This is a genomic window from Paraburkholderia sp. AV2 (assembly GCF_054968425.1).
Map to the genome: position 1 here is coordinate 75,234 of NZ_JBANLK010000027.1, position 19,748 is coordinate 94,981.

Genomic DNA, 19,748 nt, shown 5'->3' on the forward strand with positions numbered 1-19,748 from the left:
TCCGGAGCGCCGCAAGGGCGAGCCGGACCGGCCGTTTTCATTTTGACATCCGCTAATTTGACCAACGCCGCACTTGTGGGCATCGACTTCGGCAAGACCGATTTCGACGCCAGCCTCGAAGAACTCAGCCTGCTCGCACAGAGTGCGGGCGCCAATCCCGCCGTCACGCTCACCGGCCGACGCTCGAGCCCCGATGCCGCCATGTTCATCGGCAGCGGCAAGGCCGACGAACTGCGTCTTGCCTGCGAGGCAAACGACGTCGAAATCGTCATCTTCAATCACGCACTGTCGCCCGCCCAGCAACGCAATCTGGAGCGCACGCTGAACCGTCGCGTGGTGGATCGAACGAGCCTCATTCTCGACATCTTCGCGCAGCGCGCCCGCAGCCACGAAGGCAAGCTGCAGGTCGAGCTCGCACAGTTGCAGTATCTCGCCACGCGCCTCGTGCGCGCATGGACCCACCTCGAGCGCCAGAAAGGCGGTATCGGCCTGCGCGGCCCTGGCGAAACGCAGCTCGAAACCGACCGCCGGCTGATCGGCGAACGCATCAAGATGCTGCAGGGCCGGCTCGCCAAACTGCGGCGTCAGCACGGCACGCAGCGGCGCCAGCGCCAGCGCAACCAGACCATGTCGGTGTCGTTCGTCGGCTATACGAACGCGGGCAAGTCCACGCTCTTCAATGCGCTGACGAAGGCGCAGGCGTATGCGGCGGACCAGTTGTTCGCGACGCTCGATACCACGTCGCGGCGCGTCTGGCTGGGCGGCGAGGTCGGGCAGATCGTGCTCTCGGATACGGTCGGATTCATCCGCGAGCTGCCTCACCAACTCGTCGCCGCGTTTCGCGCGACGCTAGAAGAAACCGTGCAGGCCGATCTTTTGCTGCACGTCGTGGATGCGTCGAGTTCCGTGCGCCTCGATCAGATCGATCAGGTGAACGCGGTGCTGCACGAGATCGGCGCAGATACGATCCGCCAGGTGCTGGTATTCAACAAGATCGACGCGGTACCCGAACTGGCGGCCCGCGGCGGGACGGTCGAGCGGGACGAATATGGTAATATTTCGCGCGTCTTTTTGAGCGCGCGCACGGGCGTCGGACTGGATGCGCTGCGCGCCGCCATCGCCGAAATCGCGGCGGCTGAACCGATGAACAATGGGGTAACCGGCGGGATTGCCAGCGGGTCGACCCACGGGATAACCAGCGCGATTGCCGACGCGCCACAACCGCTCGCCGCCGACTGGAATGCGGTGTCCCACGAATCTCGCAGGGAATCGGAACACGGCCGCTGACGCCGTGCCCGGCGCCGGCCGGTGGAGGCGGGCGCGACCCGCACGCATTGATCCGCTGTCTACTCTGGTGAACGAACACAGGTGAACGATTACAACAAGCGGTCTGGCTGGCAGCGCGCGCGCACCATCTTCTCGCTGAACGATCCCCGCTGGGGTCGCGGCGACGGCGATGGCCAGCGCACGGACGACTCGCGCCGGCCCCCGGGCAAGAACGGCAACGGCAGTGGCGATGGCCCGCCCGACCTCGACGAGATGTGGCGCGACTTCAACCGCCGTCTCTCGGCGTTCTTCGGCCGCAAGGGCAAGGGGCCCAGTGGCCTCGGTCCGCGTCCCGATAACGGCAACGGCGCGCGCATCGGCGTCGGCATCGTGATCGGCGTGCTCATCGCGATCTACGTGGGCAGCGGCGTCTATGTCATCCAGGAAGGGCAGGCCGGTGTCGTGCTGCAGTTCGGCCAGTACCGGCAGACCGTCGGCGAAGGCGTCCACTGGCGCCTGCCGTATCCGTTCCAGACTCATGAAGTGGTGAACGTTGGTCAGATCCGCTCGGTCGAGATCGGCCGCAGCAACCTCGTGCGCCCGGCCAACGTCAAGGACGCGTCCGTGCTCACGCACGACGGCGACATGCTCGACGTGCGCTTCACGGTGCAATACCAGGTGAAGCAACCGACCGATTACCTGTTCCAGAGCGTCGATCCGGATCTCGCCGTCACGCAGGCCGCGCAGGCGGCGGTGCGTACGGTGGTCGGCGCGCGCAGCACGAATGAGCTGCTGTACGCCGATCGCGAACCGATCCGCGCGCAGCTTGCCGACGCGATCCAGCACTCGCTCGACGAGGCGAAGACCGGGCTTGGCGTGACCGGCGTCACGATCCAGAGCGTGCAGGCGCCTGACCAGGTGCAGGCCGCCTTCGACGACGCCGCCAAGGCGCACCAGGACCGCGATCGCGCAAAGCGCGACGCGCAGGCCTACGCGGACGAATTGCTGCCGCGCGCGCAGGCGGACGGTGCCCGTCTGATCGATGACGCGAAGGCCTATAGCGAACGCGTGGTCGCCGAGGCTCAGGGCGACGCGGACCGCTTCATGCAGGTCTACGCGCAGTATGCGAAGGCTCCGGCCGTGATTCGCGAGCGCATGTATCTGGAGACCATGCAGCATATCTACTCGAATACGACGAAGGTGTTCGTCGACAGCAAGTCCGGCAACAACGTGATCTATCTGCCGCTCGACAAGATCGTCGACGCGACGCGTCAGCGCGCCGCGGCGGCCGCCGCAGCGTCGGCCCCGGCCGCTTCCGAAGCGCCGCCTGCGGCGGCGCCCGCGTCGAGCGATGCGCAGCAGCAAGGCGCCCAGGACGGCGCGCAGCAGCAGGGCGCCGCGGAACCGGCCGCTGCCGCTTCCGCGCCCTCGGCCAGCGACGCTGCTGCGGCCGCCAGCGACGCATTGCGTTCGCGCGATGCGTTCCGCAGCCGCACGCGTGAAGACGACGTGCAATAACGGAGCGCCCCTATGAACCGAATCATTGCGCTCGTCGTTGTCGTTGTGGTGGCCGCGCTCGTTGCCTCGTCGTCGGTGTTCGTCGTCGATCCGCGCCACGTTGCCGTCGTTTCGTCCTCGGGCGGCAGTCCGGCGACGCTCGCGGGGCCGGGGCTGCACGTGAAGCTGCCGCCGCCGTTCCAGACCGCGACGTACATCGATACCCGCGTCCAGGCGTTCGACGCGCCCGACGCGGACCGCTACACGACGTCCGACAAAACCGAGCTGCTCGTGAACCCGGTGATCCGCTATCGCATCGCCGACCCGCTCAAGCTCTTCGCCGCAACGAAGGGCGACCCGCAAACGCTCGCCGACCGGCTTGCCTCGCTGTCGCGCGACGCGCTTTCCGACGCGTTCTCGAAGGTTACGCTGACCGCTGCGCTCGCGCAGCAGGAAGCCGTCGCCAACGGCGCGCGCGACGCGCTGCGCGAAGCGGCCGCGCCGCTCGGCATCGACGTGATCGACATCGAACTTACGCGCCTCGACTATCCGCCCGAACTGGCGGATGTCGTCTACAAGCGCATGAGCGCCGCACGCGAGCAGACCGCGGCCGACGAACGCGCGCAGGGTGCGGCCGAGGCGCAGCAGATCAAGGACGACGCCGAGCGCAAGCAGCAGGGCGTGCTGGCGGATGCCTATGCGCAGGCGCAGGCCATCAAGGGCGAAGGCGATGGCAAGGCCGCCGCGATCGCCGCCGAGGCCTTCGGCCGCGACCCGCAGTTCTACCAGTTCTATCAGAGCATGCAGGCGTTGCGCGACAGCTTCAAACCCGGCGACGTCGTCGTGGTCGATTCGTCGAGCGACTTTTTCCGCTTCATGCGCGGTCCGAACGGCGACACCGCGCCGGCACCGGCTCCTGAGCACAAACACTAAACGAGACACCGCGCGCACGGCGCGTTCTTTGGCATGAACCTGGCTGGCTCCCTGTTGCTCGCGATCGCGCTGATGCTGATTATCGAGGGTATGTTCCCGTTCGTTTTTCCGACGGCCTGGCGCGATACGTTTCGTAGAATCGCCGAGCGGCCGCCGCATCACATCCGGATCGGCGGGCTGATCGTGATGGGCCTTGGCCTCGTGATCCTCATGCTCGCAACCTGATTGCCTTCATAGTAGTAGGACTCAACCGATGTCGACCTGGTTACTTCCCGAGAATATTGCGGACGTGCTGCCGTCCGAGGCGCGCAAGATCGAAGAATTGCGCCGCCACCTGCTGGACCGCTTCCGCGCGTACGGCTACGAGATGGTCATGCCGCCGCTGCTCGAATATCTCGAATCGCTGCTCACCGGCGCCGGGCGCGACCTGAACCTGCGCACGTTCAAGCTCGTCGATCAGTTGTCGGGCCGCACGCTCGGCCTGCGCGCGGACATCACACCGCAGGTGGCGCGCATCGACGCGCACTTGCTGAACCGCCAGGGCGTGACGCGCCTGTGCTACGCGGGCAACGTGCTGCATACGCGTCCGCGCGGCCTGCATGCCACGCGCGAGCAGATCCAGATCGGCGCTGAAATCTATGGCCATGCCGGGCTCGAAGCCGACCTCGAAATCCAGCAATTGCTGCTCGACGCGCTGCGTCTCGCGGGCCTCGCCAAGGTGCGTCTCGACCTGTCCCACGCGGGCGTGCTCGCGGCGCTCGTCGAAGCCGATCCGGCCGTAGCGGCGCTTGGCGACGCGCTCCATGAAGCGCTGGCGGGCAAGGACGTACCGCGCCTCGCCGAATTGACCGAGGCGCTCGCGCCGCTCACGCGCGACGCGCTCCGTGCGCTGCCCTCGCTCTACGGCGACGCCAGCGTGCTGGAAGAGGCGCGCACGCGCCTGCCAGCGCTGCCGGGCATCGCACGCGCGCTGGACGATCTGGCATTTCTCGTGAGCGAGATCGACGGGGCGGAGCTGATGATCGATCTCGCCGATCTGGGCGGCTATGCCTATCACAGCGGCGTGATGTTCTCGGCCTACGTGGACGGCGTGCCGAACGCCGTGGCGCGCGGCGGCCGTTACGACAAAGTGGGCGAGGCCTATGGCCGCGCGCGTGCCGCAACAGGCTTCTCGCTCGACCTGCGCGAAGTGGCCCGTATTTCGCCCGTCGAGGCGCGCAGCAGCGCGATCCTCGCGCCCTGGCGGCACGACGAGGCCTTGCGCACCGCCGTGGCGGCGCTGCGCGACGCGGGCGAGGTCGTGATCCAGGCGCTGCCGGGCCACGAGCACGATATGGACGAATTCGCGTTCGACCGCGTGCTGATCGAGCGCAGCGGAGCGTGGGTGGTCGAAGCGCGAGCCTGAGCGTCCCGGTAAGTGATCGAGCTCGCCCAGGCCGTTGAGAGATAAGGGAAATTCCCGCTATTTCGGGAAAAAAAGCGGGCTCGCGCGCGAACCCAGGTAGAATACGTTTTTAACCAGCTAACGAAACACCATGTCTGCCAGCGCAGTGAATGTAACCCCGGGACGCAACGTCGTCGTCGTGGGCACCCAGTGGGGAGATGAAGGCAAGGGCAAGATCGTCGACTGGCTGACGGACCACGCGCAAGGCGTGGTGCGTTTCCAGGGCGGTCACAACGCCGGCCACACGCTCATCATCGGCGGCAAGAAGACCATTCTTCGCCTCATTCCGTCGGGCATCATGCGCGCGGGCGTTGCCTGCTACATCGGCAACGGCGTGGTGTTGTCGCCCGAGGCCCTGTTCAAGGAAATCGGCGAGCTTGAAAGCGCGGGCATCGACGTCCAGAGGCGCCTCTTCATCTCCGACGCGACCACGCTGATCCTGCCGTATCACATCGCCATCGACCAGGCGCGCGAAGCGAAGCGCGGCGCGGCGAAGATCGGCACGACCGGCCGCGGCATCGGCCCGGCGTACGAGGACAAGGTCGCGCGCCGCGGCATGCGCGTGCAGGATCTGTTCGAGCCGGAACTGTTCGCCGAGCGCCTGCGCGACAACCTCGACTATCACAACTTCGTGCTCACGCAGTACCTGGGCGCGGCGCCGGTGGACTTCCAGCAGACGCTCGACACGATGCTGAGCTACGCCGACCGTCTGAAGCCAATGGTAACGGACGTTTCGCGTCGCCTTTATGACGTCAACCGCTCGGGCGGCAGCCTGCTGTTCGAAGGCGCGCAGGGCACGCTGCTCGACATCGATCACGGCACCTATCCGTACGTCACGTCGAGCAACTGCGTGGCGGGCGCGGCATCGGCGGGTGTGGGCGTGGGTCCCCAGCAGCTCAACTACATCCTTGGCATTACGAAGGCGTACTGCACGCGTGTCGGTTCGGGCCCGTTCCCGAGCGAGCTCTACGACGCCGACAACGCCGACCGCCAGGAAGAAGTCGGCCTCACGCTCGCGAAGGTCGGCAAGGAATTCGGTTCGGTCACGGGCCGTCCGCGCCGCACGGGCTGGCTCGACGCCGCCGCGCTGCGCCGCTCGATCCAGATCAACGGGGTGACGGGCCTGTGCATCACGAAGCTCGACGTGCTCGACGGCCTAGACGAAGTGAAGCTCTGCGTGGGCTACAAGGTGAACGGCAAGGATGTCGACATCCTGCCGCGCGGCGCTTCTCAGGTCGCGGAGTGCGAGCCGGTCTACGAGGCCTTCCCGGGCTGGAAGGAAAGCACGATCGGCATTACGCAGTGGGACGCGCTGCCGAAGAGCGCGCAGGCCTACCTCGCGCGCGTGCAGGAAGTGGCAGGCGTGCCGATCGATATGGTGTCGACCGGTCCGGATCGCGACGAGACGATCCTGCTACGTCACCCGTTCAAGGCGTAAGCAAGAAAAAAATAAGAAAAAAACAAGGAAAATGAAGGGTAGCGCACGATGATTCAGATGATGGACCCGCGTAACGACGAGAAGAACCTGTGGGTTGGCTGGGACGAGTACCACCGGCTGATCGAGTTGCTCGCGCTTGCAGTGCATGAATCGCGCTGGAAGTTCGACCAGATCCTGTGCCTCGCGCGCGGCGGACTGCGCGTGGGCGATCAGCTCTCGCGCATCTACGACCTGCCGCTCGCGATTCTCGCGACCAGTTCGTATCGCGAAGCCGCCGGCACGGAGCAGGGTGACCTCGATATTGCGCAGTACATCACAATGACGCGCGGGGAACTCGCGGGCAACGTGCTGCTCGTCGACGATCTCGTCGATTCGGGCGTCACGCTCGCGCGCGTGCAGCAGCACCTCAAGGAGCGTTATCCGGCGGTGACGGGCGTGCGTTCGGCGGTGCTGTGGTACAAGGGCTGCTCGAAGGTGAAGCCCGACTACTTCGTGCAGCACCTGCCGACCAATCCGTGGATTCACCAGCCGTTCGAGGAGTGGGACACGGTGCGCCCGCACAATCTGGGCGCGTGGATCAAGCGTGGCCTGCAGCAGGCGAACGCAGCCCCATCGCAGTCCTGACGGCACCGGACAAGGTTTGTTGTGAATGCATCCAATTGCACCCAATGAACCTTCTGTGGCAGTCGTGAAAAGCGGAGCCTTTCGAGGCTCCGCTTTTTTTGCATGACGTTTTCGTGTCGGGGCGACCCAAAAGCCTGTACGGACACGTGAGGGTAGACAGAATGGGGGCCAATGCTACACTTCGCCGGAACGGAAGACGTGGCATGACCACAACGGGCGTCGTTGGGGTCACGTAGCCGGTTTAGAATAGCGGTCGCTTTTATTTTCCGCCTCGAAAACGGATCTCCGCGTATATGACAACTAGCACACACGTGGCAAAGCAGCCTCTGCCGGCGCTGGCCGTTGCGGCAATCGGCGTCGTGTTCGGCGACATCGGCACGAGCCCGCTCTATTCCCTGAAAGAGGCATTCAGCCCGGACCACGGCATCCCGCTCAACGACACCTCCATTCTCGGCGTCATCTCGCTGCTGTTCTGGGCGATCATGATCGTCGTCAGCGTCAAGTACGTGCTGTTCGTCATGCGCGCCGACAACAACGGCGAAGGCGGCGTGCTCGCGCTGATGGCGCTGGCGTTACGCTCGTTCAAGCGCACGAGCCGCGCCGCGCTGATCCTTACCGGCCTCGGCATCTTCGGTGCGTGCATGTTCTACGGGGACGCGGTGATCACGCCCGCGATCTCGGTGATTTCGGCGGTGGAAGGCCTTGAAATCGCGGCGCCCAAGCTTTCCCATCTCGTGGTGCCGCTCACCATCGTGATCCTGATCGCGCTCTTCTGGATCCAGCGTCACGGCACGGCGCTCGTCGGCCGTCTGTTCGGGCCGATCATGGTGCTGTGGTTCGTGACCATCGGCGTGCTCGGCCTGTCGCGCATCGTGCAGGCGCCGGGCGTCATCGCCGCGCTCAATCCGTACTACGCAGTCAGCTTCATGGGCGCGCACATGTTGCAGGCTTATGTCGTGCTCGGTTCGGTGGTGCTGGTGCTCACCGGCGCGGAAGCGCTCTACGCCGACATGGGCCATTTCGGCGCCAAGCCCATCCGCGTGGCCTGGTATGTGCTCGTGATGCCGTCGCTCGTGCTGAACTACTTCGGCCAGGGCGCGCTTCTGATGCAGGACCACCACGCCATCGAGAATCCGTTCTTCCTGCTCGCGCCCGACTGGGCGCTGCTGCCGCTCGTCGTGCTCTCGACGGTGGCGACCGTGATTGCTTCGCAGGCCGTGATTTCGGGCGCGTATTCGCTCACGAGCCAGGCGATCCTGCTCGGCTACGTGCCGCGCATGAAGGTGCTGCACACGTCCGATCTCGCGATCGGGCAGATCTACGTGCCGGTGGTGAACTGGCTGCTGCTGTTCGTCATCCTGTGCATCGTGGTCGGCTTCAAGAGCTCGGACAATCTGGCCGCGGCCTACGGTATCGCCGTGACGGCGACGATGGTCATGACCACGGTGCTGCTGTGCGTCGTGATGATCGAAATCTGGAAGTGGCACAAGGCGCTCGTCGCGCTGATCATCGGCGTCTTCCTGGCGGTCGATCTGGGCTTCTTCGGCGCGAACCTGCTGAAGGTCGAAGAGGGCGGCTGGCTGCCGCTCGGCATCGGCGCGTTGTTGTTCTTCCTCCTCATGACCTGGTACAAGGGGCGCATGATCGTGAAGGAGCGCACGGCCGCCGACGGCATCCCGCTGATGCCCTTCCTGCAGGGGCTGCTCGCGCATCCTCCGCATCGCGTTTCGGGCACGGCGATTTATCTCACCGGCAGCAACACGCTGGTGCCGGTCAGCCTGCTGCATAACCTCAAGCACAACAAGGTGCTGCACGAGCGCACCATCTTCCTGACTTTCGTGATTCGCGACATTCCCTATGTGTCCGAGGCGGAGCGCCTGAGCGTGCAGGACATCGGCGGCGGGCTTTATCTCGTGAAGGCGGACTACGGTTTCAACGAGACGCCGGACGTGAAGGCGGTGCTGCAGGAAGTGGGCCGCACGCACGACATGACCTTCGAGATAATGGATACGTCGTTCTTCATCGCTCGCGAGACGGTGGTGCCTACCCAGTTGCCGGGCATGTCGATCTTCCGCGAGCGCGTGTTCGCGTGGATGCACCAGAACGCGGCGAAGCCCACGGATTTCTTCAGCATTCCTGCCAACCGCGTGGTGGAGCTGGGGACGAAGATCGAGATCTGACGCGCGGCGTGCTGCGGAAATAAAATAACGGCACTTCGGTGCCGTTATTCGTTGGGGTGTCGCGCGACGCGAGCCTGCTCACCACAGGCCCCCGCGCGCGAAGCGCCGCGCTCGCGCCTTACCGCTGTTTGAGCTTCGCGAACGCCGCTGCCATCGCGCCGCCCGGCTCCGGGTCGCGCGAACGTTGCGGGCGGCCTGCATTGCTGCCGCTGCCGCCGTTTCGGCTGCCGGAATTGTTGCCCGCATTGCCGCTGCGCTGGGCGGCGCTTGCGGGATCGTCGTCCAGACGCATGGTGAGCGCGATGCGCTGGCGCTTCACGTCGACATCGAGCACCTTCACCTTGACGACCTGGCCGGCCTTCACGACTTCGTGCGGGTCCTTGATGAACTTCGTGGACATGGCGGAGACGTGCACGAGGCCGTCCTGATGCACGCCGATGTCGACGAACGCGCCGAACGCCGCCACGTTCGTCACGACGCCCTCTAGCAGCATGCCGGGCACGAGATCGGAGACTTTCTCGACGCCTTCGCGGAAGGTGGCGGTCTTGAACTCGGGGCGCGGGTCGCGGCCCGGCTTTTCGAGTTCGCTGAGGATGTCGCGGACCGTTGGCAGCCCGAAGCGTTCGTCGACGAACTCAGTGGGCGAGAGACCCGAGAGCGCTTCGCGATTGCCTAGCACGTCGCCAATCGAGCGCTTGATCTTCGCGAGCATGCGCTCGACGAGCGTGTACGCTTCGGGGTGCACCGACGAGCGGTCGAGCGGATTTTCGCCGGCGTTGATGCGCAGGAAGCCCGCGGCTTGCTCGAAGGTCTTGTCGCCAAGGCGTGGCACCTTCTTCAGATGCTCGCGCGAGGGGAAGGGGCCGTTGGCATCGCGGTAATCGACGATATTGCGCGCGAGCGTGGCGTTCAGCCCCGAGACGCGTGCGAGCAATGCGACCGAAGCCGTGTTCGCATCCACGCCCACGGCGTTCACGCAATCCTCGACCACGGCGTCGAGCGAGCGCGCGAGCTCGCGCTGGTTCACGTCGTGCTGGTACTGGCCGACGCCGATGGCCTTCGGCTCGATCTTCACGAGTTCGGCGAGCGGGTCCTGCAGGCGGCGCGCGATGGAGACGGCACCGCGCAGCGAGACGTCGAGTTCGGGGAACTCCTTGGCCGCCAGTTCGGATGCCGAATAAACCGATGCACCGGCTTCGGACACGACGATCTTCTGCAGCCTGAGTTCGGGATGGCGCGAGATCAGCTCGCTCGCGAGCTTGTCGGTTTCGCGCGAGGCGGTGCCGTTGCCGATGCTGATGAGTTCCGCCTGGGTTTGCGCGGCGATTCGCGCGAGCTTCGCGAGCGAGCCGTCCCAGTCGCGGCGCGGCTCGTGCGGATAGATCGTGTCGGTAGCGAGCAGCTTGCCGGTGCGGTCCACCACGGCCACCTTGACGCCGGTGCGCAGACCCGGATCGAGGCCGATCACGGCTTTCGGGCCCGCCGGCGCGGCCAGCAGCAGGTCCTTGAGATTGCGCGCGAACACGTGGATCGCTTCGGTCTCGGCCTGCTCGCGCAGGCCCGTCAGCAGTTCGCTTTCGAGGTGCGGCTGCACCTTCACGCGCCAGCACCAGCGGCACACGTCGGAGAGCCATTTGTCGGCGGCGCGCCCCTGGTTCGCGATGCCGAAATGGCGCGCGATTCGCCCTTCGCCCGGATGCGGCACCAGGGCGTCCCGCTCGGCGCCGAGGCCGAGTTTCACCATCAGCACGCCCGCGTTGCGGCCGCGAAAGAGTGCAAGGGCGCGGTGCGAGGGCACGGTCCTGATCGTTTCGGAGTACTCGTAATAATCGCGGAATTTCTCGCCTTCTTCGCCTTCCTTGCCTTCCACCACGCTCGAGCTGACGAGCGCCTCGTTGTGGAGCCACTCGCGCAGCTTGCCGAGCAGTTCGGCCGTCTCGCCGAACTGCTCCGAAAGGATGTCGCGCGCGCCGTCGAGGGCCGCTTTCACATCGGCGACACCCTTTTCGGCATCGACGTATTGCGCGGCCTCCGTCTGCGGATCGAGCAGCGGATTGCCGAGCAGCGCGTCGGCGAGCGGCTGCAGACCCGCTTCGCGCGCGATCTGAGCCCGAGTGCGGCGCTTTGGCTTGTACGGCAGATAGAGGTCTTCGAGGACCTGCTTGCTGTCCGCGACTTCGATTGCCATGCGCAGCTCGTCGGTGAGCTTGCCTTGTTCCTCGATGCTCGCGAGAATCGTGGCGCGGCGCTCTTCGAGCTCGCGCAGGTACAGGAGCCGCTCTTCGAGCGTGCGCAACTGCGTATCGTCGAGATTGCCCGTGACTTCCTTGCGGTACCGGGCGATGAACGGAACGGTCGAGCCTTCGTCGAGAAGCTGCACGGCGGCTGCCACCTGGCGAGGCTGTACGGTCAGTTCGGCGGCGATACGCTGGACGATCTTGAGTGCTACGGTTTCCGTCATAGGGTCTGGGTCTTCCTGTAGGGCCTGGCAACGCTTGCGCGAACAGGCTTCGGGATCGGGTTGCACTTGCGCGGCCGAACGGAAAGGGCCCCGGAGGGGGGCGGTCCGCCGGCCGGTAGAGCGGGGCATTTTGCCATAAATGCCGGAGCGCTCAACCCGGGGGGTGTTAGAATTTCGGGCATGTCCCGCAGCCATCCGAAGACGTTGACGATCTCCCGCTTGCTTCCCGGTTTGTCCCCCGGCTTGAACCTTGCCAACCTCCGTACGCGGAGCGGCGCCCAGTGGCGTACCGCCACCCGTCTGGCAGCTTGTGCCGTCGCACTGTACGCCGCGGCGAGCGTGCCGGCAGTGGCCCAGGAAGATCCGGCGTCCGGTACGGCGGTGTCGGCCGGGAGGGCGCAGGCAGCCAGTGCCGCGATGCCGTCCGTGGCGCCGCGGGACAATAGCCCAGGCGTGCCCTGGGTGGCGTCGGGAACGGGCGTCACGGCGAGGCCGCTGGATGCGGCGTCGGCGGCGGGTGCAAGCGCAGTTGCGGGGGAAAGCAGCGCGCAGGACAGCGTGCAGGCAGGCTTCGATGCACGGCAGAAGGTGCTGGACCGCCGCTCGGCGGAGAATAATTATCGCTATGCAGTCGCGCAGCACGACTGCTACAGCAAGTTTTTCGTGAACCACTGCCTCGGCACGGCGCGCGACCAGATGCGGGCCGTGCAGGCGGACATTCGTGGCGAACAGTTGAAGCTCGACGAGGAGCAGCGCACGGAGCGCGCGCGGCACCGCGACGAACAGGCTGCGTTGCAGCAGGCGCAAGATGCGGCCAATGCGCCGCAGCGTGCCGCCAATGAAGCGGCAAACGCGCAGGCGTATCAGCAGAAACAACAGCAGCACGTGCTGGATCAGGCCCAGCGCGCGGCGGAAGCCCCGCAGCGCGCGGCGAACGAGCAGGCGTATCAGCAGAAGCAGCAACAGCACGCACTGGATCAGGCCCAGCGCTCGGGCGAGCAGTCGCAGGCCCAGCGCGCGGCGAACCAGTCGGCGTACGACCAGAAGCAATCCGACTTCCAGCAGAAGCTGGACGAGGCTCACCGCCAGGGCCAGCAACAGGCCGAAGAGCGGCAGCAGAAAGCCGAGCACTTCCAGCAGAAGCAGGAAGACGCGGCGAAGCACAAGGCTGACGTGGAGCAGCGTCAGAAGCAGGCGGCCGAGAAGGCGCAGCAAAAGCAGCAACAGCAACAAGAGCAGCAGCGAGAACAACAACAGCAGCAGATGCAGCAGCAGGACCAGTAGCACGTTTTTCCTGGCCAGACAGCAACCTCAGGCGCGCCGACCGACAAGAGGCACGCCGCTCAACACGAGGAGGCGAGCATGCGCGAGCAACGTGAAGTCAAGTCCACGGTCCTTCAGGACCGGATACTCCAGCTGGAGTCCGAGCACGGCGATCTGGACCGTCTGATCGACCGGATGGCCGAGACGCCGGGATGCGACGATGTCGAATTGCAGAAGCTCAAGAAGCGCAAGCTCAAGGTCAAGGACAACATCATCCTGCTGCAATTGCAGCTGGACCCCGATTCAACGAAGACTTCGAACGGGCACGGCTGAGTCCGGGTTCCGGCAGGCGCCGGGGCGCGGAATCCGCAGTGCCGCGCCCGCCGAACCGAGCAGGAACCGCTTGCCTTGAATTCAACGACCGTTTCGCAATCCCGGCCTGCGCCCGAAGACGGTGTGCCGGATGCCGACGCACGTCCGTCGCGTGCCGGGGCCCCGGCGGCGCTGACCGCGCGCCGCGCAGCCGAACTCGAAAATCTGTTCGCCGCTGACGGACTGCTTGCCCGCGAGATCGACGGCTATCGCCCGCGCGCCTCGCAGATCGAAATGGCGCGCGCCGTGGCCGCGGCCATGGAGGCGGCCGCGAAGGGATTGCCCGAGCCGGAGGCGTTCGAGCTGAAGGCGCGCCCGGCGCGGCGTCAGCCGGGTGGTAGCGATGCCGCCGGCGAGGCAGCGAATACCGTTGCCGAGGCCGGCGACAACACGCTGATCGTCGAGGCCGGCACGGGCACCGGCAAGACCTACGCCTATCTCGTGCCGGCCATGCTCTGGGGCGGCAAGGTGGTCGTTTCGACCGGCACGAAGCACCTCCAGGACCAGCTCTTCCAGCGCGACATCCCCACGGTGCGCGATGCGCTCGCGGTGCCCGTGAGCGTCGCGATGCTCAAGGGGCGCTCGAACTACCTGTGCCACTACTACCTGCAGCGCACGGCCGACAACGGCCGGCTGCCGTCGCGCCAGGAAACGTCTTACCTGCAGGAGATCGTGCGCTTCGCGAAGATCACACGCTCGGGCGACAAGGCCGAGCTTGCGAGCGTGCCGGAGACGGCGGCGGTCTGGTCGATGGTGACGTCCACGCGCGAGAACTGTCTGGGCCAGGAATGTCCGCACTACAAGGACTGCTTCGTGATGCAGGCACGCCGGGAGGCGCAGCAGGCGGATATCGTGGTCGTGAATCACCACCTGTTTTTCGCGGACATCATGTTGCGCGATACGGGCATGGCTGAACTGCTGCCGAGCGCGAACACGATCATTTTCGACGAAGCCCATCAGTTACCGGAAACGGCGACGCTGTTCTTCGGCGAGACGCTCTCGACCTCGCAGTTCCTCGAGCTCGCACGCGATTGCGTGGCCGAGGGCCTGAGCCATGCGCGCGACGCGGTCGAGTGGGTCAAGCTCGGCGCGGCGCTCGAGCGCGCCGCGCGCGATGTGCGGCTCGCCTTCAAGGAGGACTCGCTACGGCTGTCGATCACGCAGCTTGCCGAGGACCACCTGCTCTTCGATGCGCTCGACGCGCTGCAGACCGAACTCGGTACGCTGGCAACGGCGCTGGCAGGGCAGGCGGAGCGCGCGGAGTCGCTAGGCGCGTGCCTGCGCCGTGCGCGCGAACTACAAGGCGTGCTGGCGGGATGGACGGCGCCGCAAGCGGGTACCGCAACCGTACGAGAGCCCGGGGCAGCGGAAGCCACCAGGGAAGGCGACGACGATCACGCCGACGCTGACGAGAAGGTCCGCTGGGTCGAGGTCTTCTCGCATACGGTGCAATTGCACGAGACGCCACTGTCGGTGGCGCCGATCTTCGCGAAGCAGCGCGCCGGTGTGCCGCGCACGTGGATCTTCACGTCGGCGACGCTCTCGGTGCGCGGCGATTTCACGCACTATGCGGCGCAGATGGGCCTGAATTCGCGCCGGTCGATGACGCTGCCCAGCCCGTTCGATTATCCCCAGCAGGGGCTGCTCTACGTGCCGCGCAACATGCCGCAGCCGTCGTCGCCGCAGTTCACCGACGCCGTGTTCGAAGCGGCGCTGCCGGCCATCGAGGCCTCGGGCGGGGGCGTTTTCATGCTGTGCACGACGCTGCGCGCGGTGGACCGGATTGCCGCGAAGCTGCGCGATACGATCGAGGCACGCGGCTGGAACACGCCGCTGCTCGTTCAGGGCGACGCGAGCCGCACAGAACTGCTGGAGCGCTTCCGCGCTTATGGCAATGCGATCCTCGTGGGCAGCCAGAGCTTCTGGGAGGGCGTGGACGTGCGCGGCGACGCGCTCTCGCTCGTCGTGATCGACAAGCTGCCTTTCGCGCCGCCCGACGACCCGGTGCTGGCTGCGCGGCTCGATGCGCTCACGAAGAAGGGATTGAGCCCGTTCGCGGTCCACCAGTTGCCTCAGGCGGTGATCACGCTCAAGCAGGGCGCAGGACGGCTGATCCGCGCGGAAACCGATCGCGGCGTGTTGATGATCTGCGACACGCGCCTCGTCGACAAGCCGTACGGCCGGCGCATCTGGCAGAGCCTGCCGCCGTTCAAACGTACGCGTGAGATCGACGTGGTGAAGGCGTTCTTTGATGGGGATGGGGAAGATCCCGCGGATTGAGGGTTGCGGCGCGTTGCTGTCACATTTTATGCAGGGCGGATAGCAAAAAAGCCACGAACGAAAGTTCGTGGCTTTTTTGCTTGCCCGCTGCACATCGGGCGAAGCCGCCGGAATGTGCAACGGTTCGCAGCAAGGCCCGCCGGAGGTGAACTCCGCACGGGCGTCGCGCGAATGCTTAGTTGCTCGCGCCCGAAGCCGGAGCAGCAGCCGACGCAGCAGCGGCTGCGTCCGAAGCGGCAGCACCAGCGTCCGAAGCAGCGGCAGCAGCCGAAGCACCAGCGTCGCTCGCAGCAGCAGCAGCGTCCGAAGCGGCAGCACCAGCGTCCGAAGCAGCAGCAGCCGGCGCCGAAGCAGCGGTTGCGTCGCTAGCCGGCGCAGCGGCCTGATCGCTGCTCTTGTTGCACGCAGCCAGTGCAACAGCTGCCAGCAGGGATGCTACGAGGAGGGATTTCTTCATGATCACGTCCTTTTATGGTTAAAGGTAAGCAACAGCGCAAAATAATACCGGTAAATGTGCCCCAACACCGACCTGAGCCGCTGGTGGAGACGCACTGCAAGAGCGTGAATCTTCCCTACGGCCTGGGCGGGAATTATAGGCACTTTCGTATCGACCGTCGACAAATCCGGGGACAATACGTTGTCTTTCTCATACAAGCACTATATTAGTACGGTATAACAGTCCGGAGCGCTTAGGCAAGCATTCCGACCCGTATCCAGCCCGCACAATACCACTCGTGCAGCAACGCTGTCACCGACGAATCGTGTGAGAGTGTTACAAAGCGTTTCCCGTCAATCAAGCGGTTGTCGGCGAATTCCGGCAGCCACTTTCTCGTCTCTCTGAGCAAATACTGCTCCCCGTTCAGGTAATACGATCGCGCATCGTAAAGCAGGATTGTCCGCCGGTCGAGAGCCAGGCCGCTTTTTGCTGCGCGAGCGACAAATCGGGCCTCGTCGAGCGGCTTTTCCGGCGCGTCGAAGACGACGTTCGGCTTCGGTTCGCTCAGCCACGAGCCGACGAACGAAGATACCTCAGCTTCGCCCCAGCGTACTTTTGCGAGCACATCGGCGACCCGCGACACGAGCGCGGGCGGCAACTGCGCGGGCTGCGCGACGGCCGGCTGGTTCGGGTCGCGGTAGAGCGTGGGGGAAGCCGGTGCGCGTTCCGTACCGCGTTCGGCGAGCCAGTAGAGAAACTGGTTCGTGAGTTCCGAGGTGGAAGGCGAACGAAAGCCGATCGAGCAGGTCATGCACTCGCCGACGGCCACGCCATCGTGCGCGATATGCGGAGGCAGATAGAGCATGTCGCCGGGCTCGAGCACCCATTCCTCTTCCGGCTCGAAGTTTGCGAGGATCTTCAGCGGCAGACCTTCCTGCAGCGTGAGGTCGCGTTGCGCGCCGATGCGCCAGCGCCGCTTGCCGTGCACCTGCAGGAGGAAGACGTCGTACGAATCGAAGTGCGGGCCGACGCCGCCGCCGTCCGTGGCGTACGAGATCATCAGGTCGTCGAGGCGCGCGTCCGGCGCAAAGCGGAAGCGCTCGAGCAGCGCCCGCGCCCGGTCGTCGTGCAGGTCGGCGCCCTGCACGAGCAGCGTCCACTGGCGCGCTTCCGGGGCGGGTAGCGCGTCCGGCGAGAACGGTCCGTGTTCGAACGCCCAGCGGCGGCGGAAATGTGTGATGAGGCGCGATTCGACGTCGTCGCTGTCGGCGAGCGCGAAGAGGTCGTCGCGCGCGAGCGGGGGCTCGATGCCGGGTATCGCCTGGCGGATCAGGAGCGGTTTTTTCTGCCAGTATCGCTTCATGAACTGCGCTGGCGTGAGGCCGCCGAGGAGTGGCGTGGGTTCGTCGGGCGCAGGACGTGCCGGAGTGGACGCGGCGCGCTGCTTGCTGGCGTTCACCGCGTGGTCAGGGGACCGCTTGGGCATCGTATAATGTGGTCTGTATTCTGGAGGAACGAATGAAAATCGCAAAGGACACCGTCGTGTCGGTCGCTTACAAGCTATCGGATGCGCAGGGCAATCTGATTGAGGAGAGCGACGAGCCGATGGTCTATCTGCACGGCGGCTATGATGGCACGTTCCCCAAGATCGAGGAAGCGCTGGACGGCAAGGAACCGGGCTTCGAGACCCAGCTTCAGCTCGAGCCGCAGGACGCGTTTGGCGAGTACGATCCCGAACTCGTCAAGATCGAGCCGCGTAGCCGTTTTCCGGAGCCGCTCGAAGTCGGTATGCAGTTCGAAGGAACGCCCGAGGAGGGTGACGAAGATCTCGACGCGCTCATCTACACCGTCACGGACGTCGCCGAGGACAAGGTCGTGCTCGACGGCAATCACCCGCTGGCCGGCATGGCGTTGCGCTTTGCCCTGACCGTCAGGGAAGTGCGCGTGGCGACCGAAGACGAGATCGAGCACGAGCACGCACACGGTGCGGACGGTCTTGAAATCGTCGACGAGGACGACGAAGAGGAAGACGGCGGCGAAGCCGGTTCGAAACCCACGCTTCACTGATTCGCTTCGCTAATCTCCAGGCGCCGGCGAGTCGCCGGCGCGCGCATGGAGCCCGGTCGTTGTATTGGCTCATTGCGCCAGATTCATGCAGGGTGCGGCAGTATGCCCGCACCTCTCGGCACACTCTCTTATTGATTCCACGGCTGGGACGGCATTGCCGGCTGCTGCCCGGGCAGGGTGTCCAGCGTGGCCGGCGGCGACATGGGCGAAACGCTGCTCGCGGCAGAGGCGCCGGCCTGCGGCACGACGTCCGGCGCCTGAGGCATGCCGGGAATTGTCGTGACATCGGGCATCGACGAGACCTCGGGCATTTCCGGGGCCTCCCCTGGCGGGATCCCTTCGGGCAGAGGCTGTGGCAGAAGCGGCAGATGCTTCGGCACATCGCGCACGCTGACGCGCAGCGGCGTGCCGTGCGCCATGTCCGCATCGATCTGCAGCCACTGCGTAAGCGGGTTGCGCAGGTCGAATTCAATGCGCGTCACGTTCGCAATTCTCACACCTTTTTCATTGTGTAACGGCTGGTCGATCGCGAAGCCGTGCGCGAGTTTTGCGTGCGTCGGATGGATGAGCACGACCGGACCGCGGAACGTTTCGGCCAGCTTCATCAGGCTGTGCCTGAATTCGACATAGCCGTCGCGCGGCCGATGGCCGAAGCGCAGCCAGGCGAAGCGATCGGGCCGCTCTTCATGCTCGAGTATGGGATCGCCTTCGATGAAGACGATCATGGCGCGTGCGTTGCGGCGCTTCGCGACCTCGGCTGCGTGTTCGAGCCAGAAGCCATTGGCGATCACGCGATCTTCGAACTCGCCGTTGCGGCCACCCGCGTACAGATAGTGGTTGTTTCCGTCCGGTACGTTCAGCGCCACGAATACGGTGTCGCCAAGCTGCCAGCGCATGTTTTCCCGATAAGGTCGAAAGCGCGACACCTCGCTTTCGCGCGTGACGGGAAGCGGGATCTGCCCGAGCGTTGTCGGGTCGGAGAAAAAGGTCTGGCGCAGCAGGTCGAGTCGTTCGACGGGGTCCCACGAACCCGATCCGTTGGTGCCGCAACCGGCCCAATCGTGTTCGCCGGGCACGAAGACGAGGGCCGGGCGCGAAGCTTCCAGCATTGCGTGACGCTGGTCGTAGAGCGCGTCCGCACAGGTCTCGCTGGCGCCCTTGAGGTTGCCGTCGTAGACGACGAACGAGGTTTGCGGGTCGCGGCCAATCGCGTCGATGAGTCGTTGCGCTGCGGGTTCGTCGGCCTGCGATCTGACGACGTTCGCAATGACGGCGAATGCGTAGTGCGGCGCCTGCGCTTCTACCGGCGCGCTGAAGGTCAGCGCGAAAGCGACAGCGAAGGCGGCCGCCGCGCCGAACGAGGCATGGCAGCGCAAGGACGCGTCGCCGCCGCCCCCCGGGCCCCGCGCCCCCGCGCCCGCGGGGGCCGGCTTGAGTGGGGGGGCGGGCGCGGCGGGCAGGTGGGGGGCGGGGGCGTATACACAGCG

At 65.6% G+C, this 19,748-nt stretch carries 16 protein-coding genes; 12 read left to right on the top strand and 4 right to left on the bottom strand.

Translation table 11 applies throughout. The annotated features are described in order from the left end of the window. Positions 1–42: 42 nt before the first annotated feature. From hflX to V8683_RS19190, 8 genes are all read left to right on the top strand, one after another. Positions 43–1,287, top strand: a complete 1,245-nt coding sequence (hflX, locus tag V8683_RS19155; protein ID WP_411189897.1) for a GTPase HflX — start codon at positions 43–45, stop codon at positions 1,285–1,287. An 81-nt stretch (positions 1,288–1,368) separates the two neighbouring features. After that, positions 1,369–2,784 carry an FtsH protease activity modulator HflK gene (gene hflK, locus V8683_RS19160; protein WP_411189896.1) on the top strand — a complete coding sequence of 472 codons (1,416 nt, stop codon included), beginning with the start codon at positions 1,369–1,371 and terminating at the stop codon, positions 2,782–2,784. 12 nt (positions 2,785–2,796) lie between these two features. Next, positions 2,797–3,696 carry a protease modulator HflC gene (gene hflC, locus V8683_RS19165; RefSeq protein ID WP_411189895.1) on the top strand — a complete coding sequence of 300 codons (900 nt, stop codon included), beginning with the start codon at positions 2,797–2,799 and terminating at the stop codon, positions 3,694–3,696. A 33-nt stretch (positions 3,697–3,729) separates the two neighbouring features. Beyond that, entirely contained in the window at positions 3,730–3,921 is a 192-nt protein-coding gene (locus V8683_RS19170; RefSeq protein ID WP_027793544.1) for a DUF2065 domain-containing protein, read from the top strand. A gap of 28 nt (positions 3,922–3,949) precedes the next feature. Then, a complete protein-coding gene (locus V8683_RS19175) occupies positions 3,950–5,101 on the top strand; it encodes an ATP phosphoribosyltransferase regulatory subunit (RefSeq protein WP_411189894.1) in 1,152 nt (383 codons plus the stop codon). A gap of 130 nt (positions 5,102–5,231) precedes the next feature. Beyond that, on the top strand, positions 5,232–6,578 hold the full coding sequence (locus V8683_RS19180) for an adenylosuccinate synthase (protein ID WP_411189893.1): 1,347 nt from the start codon (positions 5,232–5,234) through the stop codon (positions 6,576–6,578). Positions 6,579–6,626: 48 nt separating this feature from the next. After that, positions 6,627–7,202: a phosphoribosyltransferase gene (locus V8683_RS19185; protein ID WP_411189892.1), complete on the top strand. Its 576-nt coding sequence runs from the start codon at positions 6,627–6,629 to the stop codon at positions 7,200–7,202. 293 nt (positions 7,203–7,495) lie between these two features. Continuing rightward, a complete protein-coding gene (locus tag V8683_RS19190; protein ID WP_411189891.1) occupies positions 7,496–9,382 on the top strand; it encodes a potassium transporter Kup in 1,887 nt (628 codons plus the stop codon). Positions 9,383–9,500: 118 nt separating this feature from the next. Here the strand turns inward: V8683_RS19190 and V8683_RS19195 are convergent, their stop codons facing one another. Continuing rightward, entirely contained in the window at positions 9,501–11,843 is a 2,343-nt protein-coding gene (locus tag V8683_RS19195; RefSeq protein WP_411189890.1) for a Tex family protein, read from the bottom strand. Positions 11,844–11,909: 66 nt separating this feature from the next. Between V8683_RS19195 and V8683_RS19200 the strand changes: the two genes are divergently transcribed. From V8683_RS19200 to V8683_RS19210, 3 genes are all read left to right on the top strand, one after another. Next, positions 11,910–13,127: a hypothetical protein gene (locus tag V8683_RS19200; protein ID WP_411189889.1), complete on the top strand. Its 1,218-nt coding sequence runs from the start codon at positions 11,910–11,912 to the stop codon at positions 13,125–13,127. A 78-nt stretch (positions 13,128–13,205) separates the two neighbouring features. Next, positions 13,206–13,439: a DUF465 domain-containing protein gene (locus V8683_RS19205; protein ID WP_411189888.1), complete on the top strand. Its 234-nt coding sequence runs from the start codon at positions 13,206–13,208 to the stop codon at positions 13,437–13,439. Positions 13,440–13,562: 123 nt separating this feature from the next. Beyond that, positions 13,563–15,758, top strand: coding sequence for an ATP-dependent DNA helicase (locus tag V8683_RS19210; protein ID WP_411190572.1), 2,196 nt, complete (start codon positions 13,563–13,565; stop codon positions 15,756–15,758). A gap of 175 nt (positions 15,759–15,933) precedes the next feature. Here the strand turns inward: V8683_RS19210 and V8683_RS19215 are convergent, their stop codons facing one another. Beyond that, entirely contained in the window at positions 15,934–16,215 is a 282-nt protein-coding gene (locus tag V8683_RS19215) for a hypothetical protein (protein WP_411189887.1), read from the bottom strand. 232 nt (positions 16,216–16,447) lie between these two features. Further along, positions 16,448–17,680: a JmjC domain-containing protein gene (locus V8683_RS19220; RefSeq protein ID WP_411189886.1), complete on the bottom strand. Its 1,233-nt coding sequence runs from the start codon at positions 17,678–17,680 to the stop codon at positions 16,448–16,450. A 32-nt stretch (positions 17,681–17,712) separates the two neighbouring features. Between V8683_RS19220 and V8683_RS19225 the strand changes: the two genes are divergently transcribed. Continuing rightward, on the top strand, positions 17,713–18,261 hold the full coding sequence (locus tag V8683_RS19225) for an FKBP-type peptidyl-prolyl cis-trans isomerase (protein ID WP_411189885.1): 549 nt from the start codon (positions 17,713–17,715) through the stop codon (positions 18,259–18,261). A gap of 128 nt (positions 18,262–18,389) precedes the next feature. On the opposite strand, the gene V8683_RS19230 is transcribed toward V8683_RS19225, so the two are convergent. Continuing rightward, positions 18,390–19,748, bottom strand: a 1,359-nt coding sequence (locus V8683_RS19230; RefSeq protein WP_462880665.1) for a hypothetical protein, incomplete at its 5' end; no start/stop codon positions are given.